We start from the raw sequence: 13,551 nt of genomic DNA, 5'->3' as shown, positions 1-13,551 counted from the left end.
ACCATTAAGCTAAGCGGTTTGTGGCTTGTGTTGCGCCACTTTAGACGATTTGCCTGTCACCTTTAATAAGGCAGGGATAAGCAATAAATCGAGCACCAGTGCGACAATAATGGTGATTGCGGTCATCAGGCCCATGTCCGCGTTCATCTTAAAGGAACTGCTTGCCAGCACAAAGAAGCCCGCGCTAAGCACGATGGTTGTACCAATAATCGCCACACCCGTTTCTCGAACTGCGGTAACAATCGATTCGTCTTCCGACTTACCTTCTTTACGAGATGTGTGGTAACGGTAAAGCAAGTGAATCGTATCATCGACCACGATACCCAGTGTCATACTTGCGATAACAGAAAGGCTCAAGCCAACCTCACCAATGCTCAGCCCCCACAAACCAAAGGCAATGGAAGCTGGCAAGATGTTTGGCAAGATACTGATCACCCCAAGACGAACGGAACGCAAAATCAAACCAATAAGGAAGGAAATAACCAACAGAGCAGCGGCAGATGCGGTCAACATGCTCACGTTATTGCGATAGCCGATGTGGGCGAACATGATGTCAGCACTGACACCCGGGCTAACACTGCTTTCAGGAAACAAGCCTAATAATTGGCTACGGAGTGTCGATTCCAATGCGATCAAATCGTTGGATGACATCTTCTTCGCTGTCACGATAACGCGCAGCTCTTTTTTATCCAACGCAACTTGGTTACTCAAGTTCAAGCCGTATGGCAATGACATGTCATACAACAACAGAGTTTGCGCAGAAAGTTCTGGATCTGACGTCAAACGATATTCACCTGCTTCGTCGTTATGCAGACTGCTGTTCAAACGCTTCATGACATCCGTGAGAGATTGAATGTGATAAACCCCTTCGGTTTGGCGCGCTTGCTGAACAAACTGATCCAGCTTTTGCAGAAAATCTGGTGACGTAACCAGCTCACCTTGCTCTGGTCGAATTGCATATTGAATACTCGCCACACCTGTCAGGTTGGCGTAAGTAAAGTCGTTAGCCTGACGCACTGCATATGAATCATCAAAATATTCAAATAAGGTGTCATCGATGTCATTACGAACTAGGTTTGCAGCAATCACACCACCACCGAGCACAACCACTGCGATCTTCAATCCAGGTTTCACCATCGACCAACGGGCAATTGCTTCTAGTGGTTTGGCTAATCCTTGGCGCTTTACTACTTTGCTCTTTCGCGCTGGTAACACTGCCAACAGAGCAGGCACGAAGAACAGCGTCAGGAACATCGCTGCGATCACACCCATCGCCGTAATGTTGCCCAAATCGTTAAACGGGGGAGAATCGCTGAAGTTCATCGATAAAAAACCAACCCCGGTGGTTAAGCTAGTCAAAATAATCGGCAGGCGATGCTTTTCCATCGATTGCTGCAGTGCCACCAACTTATCTTCACCTTTGTTTAAAGCGCGTTTGTAGCCTTGCAGATAGTGGATACAATCGGCGACCGCCATGGTTAGAATGATAAGTGGAGCAGAAGCAGACGGAGAAGTAATTGCCATACCAAGCCAGCCCGCAGCACCTAGAGCGATAAATATTGAAGAGATGATAGTTAATGTGACAACGACCGAGCTCCACAAACTACGTAAATAGATGCCCGTACCAATCACAATCAAAAGTAACGCCCCCGGAACCAGACTGCCCATATCACGCTGAGTCGCCTCACCGAATGCGTCGTTTTGCATCACCTGACCCGTGAGATAAAACTGCACATCCGGGTAACGAGCCTGAGTTTCAGCAATCTTGTCTTGCCAGAACTGAGCAATCTCTCGTACTTCTTCGGATTGACCTTCGGTCGTCAAACGTACCAACACATTGATCGCGGTTGAGTTCGCGTCTTGAGCTAAGTAACGATTTACCAGCTCAGGCTGTTTGAGCGCATAAGCTTTTTTCTCTGCAAGCAACTGACCATTGCTGAGTTGGTCTGCATTCACAAAGTCTTCAACGATCAAATCGTCATTTTGTGCATGAGTATATTGGTAGTTACTCAGTGAATCTACGCGGTATGAGTGCGGCGTCTGCCACGCGTACTCTGTTAACTCCATGACCGCTTTCAGAACATGTTCCTGAAAGACATCACCAGATTTTGGTTGCAGAACAACCAGCACACTGTCATTGCTATTGTACTTTTCTTCGATACTTTCAAACGCGATCAAATCTGGGTTATCGTCGCTGAAGAACACTTTATAATCGTTGTTTAAGCCGAGTTTCCCTAAGCCAACAAATGCTAGGGCCATGATGCAGAGCCACCCCACAAGGGCGAGCAAGGCTCTGGGTTTTGTCCATTTTTTCATTATTCGAGACTTCCTTTGAATTAAGCCTGCTGAGTCGCCAACACAGACAGGCGGTGGTTTTCTATTTCTATTGCCTCTGCTTTCACCTTGATCACCGCTTTCTCGATCGCTTCATCTGGCTCCACATACAAAGGCAGTTCGAAATGTTCCGCGATGGTAATCAGTCGACTACGCAAGTCGCCACCAACAGTGATATAGGGGATGTTGAGCTCTTTCACGGTAGAGAGCAGAAGATCATTGGAGAGCTTTCTAAAATTTTCAGACACAGGACGGTGGCCATCTTCAACCAAATCAAACTCAATAGGTAGGTGAACAAACTTGCTATACGTTTTCTTTGCATGACGTTTTGCCACACTACCGAATGCGTCGATATAACCACGATGGGTAGACAAATAAGGCTTACCGATTAGCCTCTTCATGGCGAGAACTAAGTCACTATCATTCGGGTTGATACCCGTTTCCAAGCGTGCGGCCCCATACACCCATTCGTGCAAACAAGACCCATCTGAGAAAAATTGATCACCACATCGTTCTTCGTTAACCACACGTTCACTCAGACGACTCAATCCCAAGTTAAGTAATTCCGCTTGATTACATTGCTCCAAAGTTTTACCTGGCACAGCATCAGGCAGAATTTCACGCATGGTGCGCGCTTGAGTTCGTGGTACCTGAGTCGCGATAGCCAACGCTTCTGTGAGTGTGGTTTTTCCGGTTGAGTAAGTTCCTGAGATGGCAATTTTCACGCTGGCTCTCCTTGTGGTAGTTGATGGCAAAGTTTGGCAGTGAGATTAAATTCTGGATGTCCAGATACCGAACCATTCACCGTAGCAAGTCGCCAAGAAGAGTCTTGCTTTTGTATAAGTGAGTTCTTCATGCTACGAAGTGTAAGGGTATGTTTTCGACGTGGGATGATCGGGTATGGTGTCGTAACAGAAACAGAACGCATCCATAGGTTATGGGTTTCTTTACGATCCAATTTATCCAAGCGATACATTACCAACTGTGAGAGTTGTGCGAAGCACGTTAACCAATCCACCATCATCAATGCGTTGGGGTATTGCCCCATGGCACCAGTAGATGGTTTTCCTGGGCATTGGAACAACAAGTCACTAGAAACCGCGTAAATTGAGTCACAAAAAGTATTGTTCGCGAGATGACAGTGGCGTAAACGGAAATCACTGGTGAAGTATTCATCATCATCAGAAATAGGCGTTGTCGGTTGCATGGAATCCGTGACAGATTCATGGTCGATCACGATTTCAATTTCCATGCTATCGAGCTTGGTTTTGACCCGTGTTAATGTGCCGAACATGCTGTCATTCGACGTTTCCGTATCTAATAACTGTGCGGAAAGGCTTACGGACTCAAGATCTTCTAACGCTTCAGCGCCCGCTTTGATCAACACGTGACGTATCCAAGCTTGCGAAGATTGATGGTTGGACAGTTGATAGTGACGCCTAATAATGCCGTAAGCAACACGGCCCGCAATCAAGAACGCGTCAATCGTGCTCAAATGAGGACGCCGAGATTGTGCTTTCTTTTGTGACCAATCATTGCGATAGGCCACACTCACTAAACCTTGGGCGGCATCTTTGTCATAGTTTATATTGCATTCATATTGTGTGCGCTTATAGCCCTCACCAAAATAGCGCTGGTCTGAAGGCCCCAATATGTCATCAATACTAGTGACCACCTCGTTAATTTCCTTACCTGAAAGATTAAGCTCCATAAAAACAAATACTCCTTGTGCGAATCACATTGGTTGCGGAGTTTTTATGCTACCTCCTGTACTTCTATTTTTATCCTGTCCGAATACCCACTGAAACTGTCCACTCGTACAGGTTCATCTCACAGCTAAACCTTGTAGCTTTCATAATCAAAGTCTTTCTTCTACAAGGAGTTAACTATGAAGATAGTTACTGCAGGATTACTCATGACACTCTCAGCCACGGCCGCCGCTGAGGGTGTCTCTGGGTTCGATATTGCCAATGAGATGATCACACGAGATTCCGGATATGTTTCTTATGCTTCAGACGTAGAAATGTCGATCGTCGCAGCAAATGGCGACACAGTGCATCGTCAGTTGACTATAAAGGGGATGGAGCAAGAGGATGATGGCGATAAGATCATTACCTACTTTCAAGCGCCGCGAGATATTGCAGGAACCGCCCTACTCACTTTTAGCCACGCTATCGAAGCGGATGATCAATGGCTGTTCTTGCCTTCCATTAAACGTGTCAAACGCATCTCGTCTAACAACCGCTCAGGGCCATTTATGGGCAGTGAGTTTGCTTATGAAGACATGAGCTCGTGGGAGCTAGATAAATATCGATATGAACTGTTGGAAGAAAAAACACGGGATGGTCAAACTTATTGGTTGTTAGCGTGCTTCCCACAATATGAAAACTCTGGTTATTCAAAGCTGATCGCTTGGATTGACCAAGACATCTACCAACCGCGAAAAATCGAATACTACGACCGAAAAGGCACGCTGTTTAAGCAACTCACGCTTTCCCAATATGAGCTTCACAACCAGCAATACTGGCGACCTAAGTTGGCTCAAATGGAGAACTTACAAAACCAGCGTTCTTCTTCATTGTCGTGGAAAAACATGACGCTAGGGGTGGATGTCCCGCAAACTCAGTTCGAGCCCAAACAATTACGAAACGCATACAGGCACAACTGATGACAAGAGCACTCACCTTATTACTCACAAGTTTGTCACTCAGTTTCACTCCAACTGTCTTTGCTTATTGGCAAGCAGAAGGTTTTGTCGGTTTGACGGCGGATCTCTACAAAGACGACGCGCAAGCAGGACAATGCTGCGACACGTTAGCTAATCGAGCACTCATTGCTCCTCGTTTTCTGTGGTGGAACGATTCGGGATGGGCAGCAACCTTCAGCCCTTACGTAGAGTATGAGTTTCAATCCGAGGAGGGCTTCATCAACCTCCGAGAAACTAACGTCACTTACGCAGGAGGAAACATTGAATGGCTGCTTGGTTATAGTGTGATTTACTGGGGAGTGACTGAGGTTTACCAACCCGTCAACGTCGTGAATCAATACGATGGGCGCATCGCTTTGGGGTATGAAGAGAAAATGGGACAACCTATGCTTCAAGCGCGCTGGTTGCCTGATTGGGGCGATGTGCAAATGCTGCTGTTGCCTTTCCACCAGCCTCGCCAATTTCGTAAGCCCAATCAACGCCGAACGCTCACTAAGCCAGTGAGCGATGATGTGATCTATTCTGATGGTGAGCATCACCTCGATAGCGCCATTCGCATTGGCTTTTGGCAAGATGCGTTGGATGTGGGCATCAGCGCTTTTTACGGCAACAGTAGAGAGCCCTTGTTGATCGAACGCTCTAATGACTGGCAAGCGTCGTATGCACAAATACTCCAACTAGGAAGTGAGTTGCAATGGACGCAAGATGACATATTGCTCAAATGGGAAGGCACGTATAAATCAGGTGAAGGCAAAGACTACCTTACCCTCGTGACTGGGTTTGAGTATTCGGTATATGGCTTTTCGTTTAGCCAAGGCACGCTCGGTTTAATTGCGGAATACGCTTGGGATAATCGCGATAGTCATGCACCACCAACAATCTACAACAACGATGTTTTTCTTGGGGTGCGCTGGCAAGCTAATGATATCCAAGATACTGAGTTTTTGTTGTCCGGATTATTCGACTTAGAGCAAACCTCCCCAATTTACAAACTTACAGCGTCTGGACGCGTGAATGAACATTGGAAATGGGTTGCAGAGGGCTACTACCTTTCCTCCATGTCCAGTTGCGAACCCATTACCTACCTAGAAAACGACACCTACCTTTCTATCGGCGCGGAATACTACTTCTAAAACACAGTTCGATTTCACGTTGGCGCAGCGGCTCACAACATTGTTATATGCCTTTTGATAACATAGCGTTAAAAACAAGTGAGCCAGTCGTGAATCTACTTAACCCCAAAGCACTGCGCCGTTTTTTGCTGGTCTTGCTCGCCATCGGTATGGTCGGGCTGATATTGACTCATAAGTACGCAACCCAGCATCAACATGAACAATGGCAGAGAAAACTTCAAACCCAAGCAACACAAGTTGCTCAAGAGATCGATTACGAACTGGCGAAGTTTGAGCAAATCCCAAACTTACTCAGCCATGATCCAAGATTGCTCGACGCTGTAAAAATCGGAAAACCGTCTGATGCACTTAACCGTTTGTTAGCGGAATGGCTCACACAAAGCTTGGCCGATACCATCTATGTCCACGACAAAACTGGCTTAGTAATCGCATCAAGTAATTACCAGCAAGACGACAGTTTTGTGGGCTCTAACTTTGCCTTTCGCCCTTATTTTCAGAACGCGCTCAATGGCGAGAAAGCCCAATACGTGGGGTTAGGCGTTCGCTCTAATAAGCGTGGCTATTTCTTCTCGTCTCCTCTTTGGGTTGATAACAAAGTCGCGGGAGTGATTACGGTTAAAGTAAACTTGGAACAACTTGAGCAAAGGTTGGTTCAAGACGATGGGGATATACTCGTGACTGGCGTACATGACGTCGTGTTTATGAGTAATCTACCTGACTGGCGCTATCGCGCGTTATTTCCTCTGTCAGAAATAGCAAAACAAGAGCTCAGTCAAACCCAGCAATACGGTCACGCTCTGCCTAAATATCTTGGCGAATTGACCGGACAAAGCGGCGCGTCACAGTTCGAAGATAACCAACTTCTACTCTCACCAAACTATCTAGCGTACGCAACGCAACTATTTGCAAAAGGCTTTCGCGTTGTGGCTTTGATCAGCCAACAAGAAGTGTTGACCGCCGTACTCCAAGCGGATGTCGTGTACCTACTTTTGTATACCTTGGTCGGTTTAATTGCATTGGCGTGGTTTCAAATGTTAGTCAACAAAGCGCGTCTTGCGAATATGAACACCGACTTGGAAGAAAAGGTAACGGAAAGAACTTTGGTCCTCAGCCAAGCCAACCACAAATTGCAGCAAACCGTGCATCAATATGAGAAGAGTCAGCAAGAACTCAAGCAAACTCAACAAGAGTTGACTCAAGCCGCCAAACTCGCACTGCTTGGGGAGCTGTCCGCCAGCATCAATCACGAAATTAACCAGCCGCTTGCCGCGCTGCGAACCTACACCGAAAACTCACAACGTTTGATGGCAAAGGAGCGTTACCCTATGGTGGCAAGCAATTTGGATAAGATGCTGTCACTCAACGACACGATTGCCGAAGTCATTGCTCGTTTAAAAGTCTTTACACGCAAAACCGACAGCAACCAACACAGCGAAGTCGCCATCCTGCATGATGCTGTACACAACGCCACGCGAATTTTGAGTAACAAGCTGATCAAGCAAGGCGTAACATTAAAAGTGCCAACTATCGAATATAACGTGAGGTTAGCGATTCACAGCGTTGAGCTTGAGCAAGTGCTGATTAACCTCTTTCATAATGCGGCGCAAGCCATGGATAGCTACTGCATTGATCCACAAATTTCGATTGCCGTGCAATGCGAAGAAACTCACTGCGATATTTTAGTTTCCGACAACGGCCCAGGCATGTCCGAGAGTGCCTTAGCAAAAGTCTTCGACCCATTCTTCACTACCAAGCCCGAGGGATTGGGCTTGGGGTTAACCATTTCAAAACGTATTTTAGAGAGCTACCAAGGTGCTTTGAGCGCTTACCAACATTTAGACGCTCAAACACAAAAAGTAAACGGTATGACTTTTGTTATCACGGTTCCATTAGCTACAACACCTTCCTTAGGGGAAAACACCTATGCATAACCCCGTTTTCTTTGTCGATGATGAACCGCACATTCGTGATGCTGTGTCACAGGCATTATTGATTGAAGGTATCGAGGTAACCTGTTTCCCCAATGCGGTCGAAGCATTACGCATTATCGACCCAAACACGCCAGCCTTGATCATTACCGATATCCACATGCCAGTAATGAATGGTTTGGAGTTTATGCGCATGCTGCTAAGCAAAAACAATCACTTTCAATTTATTGTCTTAACTGGTCATGGTGATGTAAAAACGGCGGTAGAGGCGATGAAAAGTGGTGCGTATGATTTTCTCGAAAAACCGTTCTCGACAGAACAATTGTTGAAGTCACTGAATAACGCCAGTGACAAACTGACGCTATTGCAAGAAAACGTCTGGCTGAAAAAAGAGCTCGATATGCAAACGCACGTCGGTCCTAAAATGATTGGTCATAGCCAAGCGATGGTCGATATTCGCCGAACGTTGATCAGCGCCTCACTCTACCAGCCACTGATATTTTTTGGTGAAGATGGCACAGGCAGAAGACTTGCTGCACAATTCGCCCACGATATTCATGCCAAGCCGGAAAGTGAATTAATTGTAGCCTCCGGTGAAGACTTGTATGAACTCTCACTCGACGCATTAGACAAAGCCATACATCATCTTACAGACGGTAAAAGTCATTGTAGTTTGTACTTACACAGTGCAGAGCACATCTCGATTCAGCAATGGCAATACTTGTTTGATCATTCCAAATTACAACGTGTGTTCGGCGCAGCAAATACAGTAGCGCAAGGAATCGAGACATTGGCTAAGTTGATTCGCATGCCGAGCTTGGATGAGCGCAAAGAAGACATCGGCCCACTGTACAAGCATTTTGTTCGTCATGCCGCTAGCCGTTATCAGTTGCAACCACCACAAATCAGTTTGGAAGAAGTGAAACGAATGACGGAACTGGCGTGGCCAGAAAACATCAAACAATTGAGACAGTTCGCTGAATTACGCGCCCTCAAACCGGATGCGTTTCGCATGGAAGATTGGAGCAGTGAAAAAAGCATTGAGATTCAAAGCATGACTCAACGCACAGAACACTTTGAATATTGCTTGTTGTTCGATGCACTACAACGACATAGAGGCAGACTCAAAGAGGTTCAACTAGAATTACAAGTGTCGCGAAAAACCTTATACGACAAACTAAAACGACATCAGTTGGATAAAACCAAGTTCAAGGCACTGTAAAAGAGGGAACATCTGACCCTTTCACACATTTTTATTAACCGAGCATGCTGACATGGTCGGTTAATAATAATAAGATCAAAAAGATATACGTCTTTATATAACAAGGAATGTGATGAGCCGAGACAACTACAACAAGCTAAGCAACGACGAGTTGGATTTTGTTGACGATAAAACCGCTGCTTTGCTTCTTAACACACCAAGTAGTGCCCGCCTTATGCTGTGGGTTATGGTGTTGTTTTTTGTTGCTGCTATTGGCTGGGCATCTTGGGCGCAAATCGACAAGGTGACGGTTGGTCAAGGCAAAGTCATTCCTTCTTCTCAAATCCAAGTGGTACAAAACCTTGAAGGTGGCTTGGTCAAAGAGATATTAGTAAAAGAAGGCCAACAAGTAGAGAAAGGCCAACAACTATTGTTGATTGACGACACTCGATTCCGCTCTGACTTTCGTGAACGTGAACAACAAGTTGCCAACTTAACGGCTTCGGTATTGCAACTTTCTGCCTCCATCAGCAGTGTGGAAGTAAATCGCGATTTTGAAAACAAAGACTGGGAACAAAGCGTCTTATTGGATTACGGAAAACTAACCTTCCCTCCAATACTTGAAGAGAACCAACCTCGTCTAACCCAACGTCAAAAAGCCGAATACCGCGAAGATCTCGATAACTTACGTAACCAACTGTCAGTTATCGATCAGCAAGTGAAGCAGAAGCAACAAGACTTAGTTGAGATTCAAGCTCGAGTGAGTAACTTGCGCCAAAGCTACCGATTCGCGAAGAAAGAACTAGACATCACCAAGCCACTTGCTGACGAAGGTGTAGTACCACGCATTGAGCTACTAAAACTTCAACGCCAAGTGAATGACACGCGCCGTGAGATGACGTCTAGTGAGCTGAAAATTCCAGTGCTTCGTTCGGCGATCCGAGAATCCATGCTAAATCGTATTGATGTGGCATTGAAATTCCGTTCTGAACAACAAGAAAAGCTCAACAGTACACAAGACCAACTGTCTGCGCTTGTAGAATCCGCCGTGGGTCTAGAAGACCGAGTGAATCGTACCGTGGTGGTTTCTCCGGTGACAGGCACCATCAAGACTTTAAATGTGAATACCGTTGGTGGTGTAATTCAGCCGGGCATGGACATTGTTGAAATCGTTCCAACCGAAGATACTTTATTGGTAGAAGCTAAGATCGCCCCGAAAGATATTGCTTTCTTGCGCCCAGACTTACACGCCATCGTTAAATTTACTGCGTATGATTTCACTAAATATGGTGGGTTAGAAGGCGAACTAGAACACATCAGTGCGGATACCACCCAAGATGAAGAAGGTAATAGCTTCTACATTGTTCGAGTCCGTACCGACAAAACCAATTTTGGACAAGATGCTGACTTGCCAATCATTCCCGGAATGACGGCATCGGTCGATATCATCACAGGAAAACGAACCGTTTTGGAATACTTGCTTAAACCAATTTTGAGCGCCAAAACCAACGCACTGAAGGAGTAAGTATCTGCAAGGTACAAATAATGTGTTCTTAAGTGACGACAAGTGGTTAAATAAAAAGCACTTTTCTCACCCACGAACGCATTTCAAAGGTACACTTGTGATGTGAGTCGAATATGCCACCCAAATTGAAGCGTAAAGTTACATTATTAATCAGCATCAGTTGTTTTTCGTTCCAAATTGGGGCGCTCAACAGCAAGGAACAGCGATGGGTCGATACGGTCACTTCAGTTTATGGTGAGCGAGCAGGAATGCGCGTGAAAACATGGCGGGAAAACATCGACTTTTTTAAAACACTGGAGACTCATGAGAAGCTTGCAGGCGTTAACGACTTTTTCAACCAACTTTACTTCGTTGACGACATCAAACTTTGGGGAAAGAAAGACTACTGGGCAACACCGCTCGAATTTTTGGGCAGTAATGCGGGCGATTGTGAAGATTTCACCATTGCTAAGTACTTCTCACTGCTGGAGCTAGGCATACCCGATTCTAAGATGCGCTTGATCTATGTTAAAGCCATCGAACTGGATCAATTCCACATGGTATTGGCTTACTACCCGACCCCAAGCTCTGAGCCGCTCATTCTCGACAATATCAACCCAGACATTGTTCGAGCCTCCAAACGTAGCGACTTGCTACCGATTTACAGTTTTAATGGTTCAAACCTATGGCTAATGAAGTCTTCTGCTGGCACTGGAGAGTTAGCAGGAAAAGCCTCACGTTTGAGTCTTTGGAATGACTTACGCTCGCGCGAACGTAAGTTGCAGTTAAAGAAACCTAAAATTAACTATGACGAGTGAAAAACATGACCCTATATAAGAAGCTTGTAGTGGGAATGGTTACGGTCTTTTTACTTTTGATGGCATCAGTATTCGTAATCCAGTTCAACACTACTCGAGACAGCTTAGAGCAGCAGCAACGTTCAGAGGTCAACAACACCATTAACACCGTTGGTTTAGCATTGGCACCGTATCTAAAAGATAAAGATAAGGTGGCAGTCGAGTCCGTGATTAATGCGTTGTTTGACGGCAGTACTTATTCTGTCGTACGTCTCACCGCGTTAGATTCGGATTACCAGATCGTGCGCTCGTACCCAGTAAAGCCAAGCCATGTCCCGCAGTGGTTTATCGACCTGAATCTATTTAAAGCGATTCACGACAAGCGTGTGGTTACCAGTGGCTGGATGCAACTGGCTGAGGTGGAAATCATCAGCCATCCTGGCGCGGCATACGAACAGCTATGGCAAGGGTTTATTCGCCTACTGACGGCATTTGGCGTGATCTTCCTAGCGGGTTTAGTCGCGATTTCTTACATCCTACGTCGCTCACTCAAACCTTTAGCAGCCATCGTGAAGAAAATGCACGAAATCGCCAACAACCAATTTGGTGACCCGCTTGCTCGTCCAAAGACCAAAGACCTCATTGCAGTCGTAGACGGTATCAATATGATGTCGGCTCAGATTGAACTGTCATTCAAAGAACAAGCGAAAGAAGCGCAGCGTCTGCGTGCACAAGCTTACCTAGATCCGATCTCCAAACTAGGTAACCGCTCGTTCTACATCAACCAAGTTGACCAATGGTTGGCAGAACAAACGCAAGGGGGTATCGCGCTACTCCATGCAGAGTACATTGGTGACATCTACGAAACGAAAGACTACCAACGCGCTGATGCCCACGTGAAAGAGTTGTCTCAACGTCTTAAAAACACCATCGATGTACCAGGAGCAACCATTGCTCGTCTATCAAGCGACGAATTCGGTCTGTTATTCCCACACATGGATGAAAGTGAACTGCGCATCCTAGCGGATAGCATCGTCAACTGTGTGAATGGTCTGAACACAGATCCAACCGGCCTTGCTAAACCAAAAGCTTCGCTCGGCGTGGCACACAGTAAAGATCAGAAAACACGCTCAGAAGTGCTTTCCATGGTGGATAACGCACTATCGAAAGCAAAAGCGCAACCAGACAGAGCTTACGGCTTCGTGGGTGGTGAAAACTCTTCTAACCTAATGGGTAAGCAGCAATGGAAAGCGCTGGTTGAAGAAGCGATTCACGGTGATTGGATTAAATTCCGTTTTCAATCTGCGAAAAACACATGGGGCAAGGTATTCCACAACGAGGTGTTCTCTAGTATCGAAAAAGATGGCGAGACCTTCCGTGCCAACCAATACCTGTTTGCTTTAGAGCAGCTTGATGCCACCAACATCTTCGACCAATACGTCATTGAGTCGATGATTAAAATGCTAGAAAGCGGTGAGTTGAACGAACCCGTTGCCATCAACATTGCACAAAGCAGCTTGTCGCAACCTTCGTTCATTCGTTGGACCACCAGCATGCTAGAGAAACACTCGAAAGTTGCGCCAATGCTGCACTTTGAGGTTCCAGAAGCGTGTTTCATCGACCATCCACACCATACGGCACTACTGTGTAATGCCATTCGTCAGTCAGGCGCAGAATTCGGTGTTGACAACTATGGTCGTAACTTCCAGTCACTTGAGTACATTCAGGAGTTCCGCCCGAATTACGTAAAACTGGATTACCTGTTCACGCACAACTTGCATGACGAAAAACAGAAATTCACGCTGACTTCGATCTCGCGAACCGCTCACAACTTGGGTATCACGACGATTGCATCACGTGTAGAAACGCAGATTCAGTTGGACTTCCTCACCGAGCACTTCGTCGAGGTCTTCCAAGGTTTCATCGTCGACAAGGAATAAAGAAAAG

At 46.0% G+C, this 13,551-nt stretch carries 10 protein-coding genes; 7 read left to right on the top strand and 3 right to left on the bottom strand.

Annotation, left to right across the window (positions count from 1 at the left end):
- Nucleotides 1–9 precede the first annotated feature (9 nt).
- Genes C1S74_RS18135 through C1S74_RS18125 form a run of 3 tightly spaced genes read right to left on the bottom strand, consistent with a single transcriptional unit; the run spans nucleotide 10 to nucleotide 4,045 of the window.
- A complete protein-coding gene (locus C1S74_RS18135) occupies nucleotides 10–2,316 on the bottom strand; it encodes an efflux RND transporter permease subunit (RefSeq protein ID WP_045396555.1) in 2,307 nt (768 codons plus the stop codon).
- Nucleotides 2,317–2,336: 20 nt separating this feature from the next.
- The gene (locus C1S74_RS18130; protein ID WP_052437278.1) at nucleotides 2,337–3,059 is read right to left on the bottom strand and encodes an ATP/GTP-binding protein; all 723 of its coding nucleotides are present in this window, start codon (nucleotides 3,057–3,059) and stop codon (nucleotides 2,337–2,339) included.
- A complete protein-coding gene (locus C1S74_RS18125) occupies nucleotides 3,056–4,045 on the bottom strand; it encodes an AvrD family protein (RefSeq protein WP_045396549.1) in 990 nt (329 codons plus the stop codon). Before C1S74_RS18125 ends, C1S74_RS18130 begins: the two co-directional genes overlap by 4 nt.
- Nucleotides 4,046–4,222: 177 nt before the next feature.
- On the opposite strand from C1S74_RS18125, the gene C1S74_RS18120 reads away from it, so the two are divergent.
- The 7 genes from C1S74_RS18120 to C1S74_RS18090 all read left to right on the top strand — a co-directional run bounded on the left by C1S74_RS18120 (nucleotide 4,223) and on the right by C1S74_RS18090 (nucleotide 13,544).
- Entirely contained in the window at nucleotides 4,223–5,002 is a 780-nt protein-coding gene (locus C1S74_RS18120) for an outer membrane lipoprotein-sorting protein (protein ID WP_045396547.1), read from the top strand.
- On the top strand, nucleotides 5,002–6,174 hold the full coding sequence (locus tag C1S74_RS18115) for a hypothetical protein (protein WP_045396545.1): 1,173 nt from the start codon (nucleotides 5,002–5,004) through the stop codon (nucleotides 6,172–6,174). The genes C1S74_RS18120 and C1S74_RS18115 overlap by 1 nt, the downstream gene beginning before the upstream one ends.
- Before the next feature lie 47 nt (nucleotides 6,175–6,221).
- Nucleotides 6,222–8,105 (top strand): sensor histidine kinase, encoded by a 1,884-nt coding sequence (locus tag C1S74_RS18110; protein WP_045396542.1) that lies wholly within the window; start codon nucleotides 6,222–6,224, stop codon nucleotides 8,103–8,105.
- Nucleotides 8,098–9,324 (top strand): sigma-54-dependent transcriptional regulator, encoded by a 1,227-nt coding sequence (locus C1S74_RS18105; RefSeq protein ID WP_045396540.1) that lies wholly within the window; start codon nucleotides 8,098–8,100, stop codon nucleotides 9,322–9,324. Before C1S74_RS18110 ends, C1S74_RS18105 begins: the two co-directional genes overlap by 8 nt.
- Before the next feature lie 112 nt (nucleotides 9,325–9,436).
- Nucleotides 9,437–10,828 carry an HlyD family type I secretion periplasmic adaptor subunit gene (locus C1S74_RS18100; RefSeq protein ID WP_045396537.1) on the top strand — a complete coding sequence of 464 codons (1,392 nt, stop codon included), beginning with the start codon at nucleotides 9,437–9,439 and terminating at the stop codon, nucleotides 10,826–10,828.
- 113 nt (nucleotides 10,829–10,941) lie between these two features.
- Nucleotides 10,942–11,625 carry a transglutaminase-like cysteine peptidase gene (locus C1S74_RS18095; RefSeq protein ID WP_038871574.1) on the top strand — a complete coding sequence of 228 codons (684 nt, stop codon included), beginning with the start codon at nucleotides 10,942–10,944 and terminating at the stop codon, nucleotides 11,623–11,625.
- Nucleotides 11,626–11,630: 5 nt separating this feature from the next.
- Nucleotides 11,631–13,544 (top strand): bifunctional diguanylate cyclase/phosphodiesterase, encoded by a 1,914-nt coding sequence (locus tag C1S74_RS18090; RefSeq protein WP_045397597.1) that lies wholly within the window; start codon nucleotides 11,631–11,633, stop codon nucleotides 13,542–13,544.
- The last annotated feature ends 7 nt before the right edge of the window (nucleotides 13,545–13,551 follow it).

The sequence above is a fragment of the Vibrio hyugaensis genome (genome assembly GCF_002906655.1).
Classification (GTDB): Bacteria; Pseudomonadota; Gammaproteobacteria; order Enterobacterales; family Vibrionaceae; genus Vibrio; species Vibrio hyugaensis.
This window is presented reverse-complemented; position numbering and strand designations above follow the sequence as displayed.

Excerpts from the sequence above, each read along its gene's own strand:
- C1S74_RS18135 (WP_045396555.1), bottom strand. The coding sequence starts at position 2,316 with ATGAAAAAATGGACAAAACCCAGAGCCTTGCTCGCCCTTGTGGGGTGG.
- C1S74_RS18125 (WP_045396549.1), bottom strand. The coding sequence starts at position 4,045 with ATGGAGCTTAATCTTTCAGGTAAGGAAATTAACGAGGTGGTCACTAGT.
- C1S74_RS18120 (WP_045396547.1), top strand. The coding sequence starts at position 4,223 with ATGAAGATAGTTACTGCAGGATTACTCATGACACTCTCAGCCACGGCC.
- C1S74_RS18115 (WP_045396545.1), top strand. The coding sequence starts at position 5,002 with ATGACAAGAGCACTCACCTTATTACTCACAAGTTTGTCACTCAGTTTC.
- C1S74_RS18110 (WP_045396542.1), top strand. The coding sequence starts at position 6,222 with ATGCCTTTTGATAACATAGCGTTAAAAACAAGTGAGCCAGTCGTGAAT.
- C1S74_RS18105 (WP_045396540.1), top strand. The coding sequence starts at position 8,098 with ATGCATAACCCCGTTTTCTTTGTCGATGATGAACCGCACATTCGTGAT.
- C1S74_RS18100 (WP_045396537.1), top strand. The coding sequence starts at position 9,437 with ATGAGCCGAGACAACTACAACAAGCTAAGCAACGACGAGTTGGATTTT.
- C1S74_RS18095 (WP_038871574.1), top strand. The coding sequence starts at position 10,942 with ATGCCACCCAAATTGAAGCGTAAAGTTACATTATTAATCAGCATCAGT.
- C1S74_RS18090 (WP_045397597.1), top strand. The coding sequence starts at position 11,631 with ATGACCCTATATAAGAAGCTTGTAGTGGGAATGGTTACGGTCTTTTTA.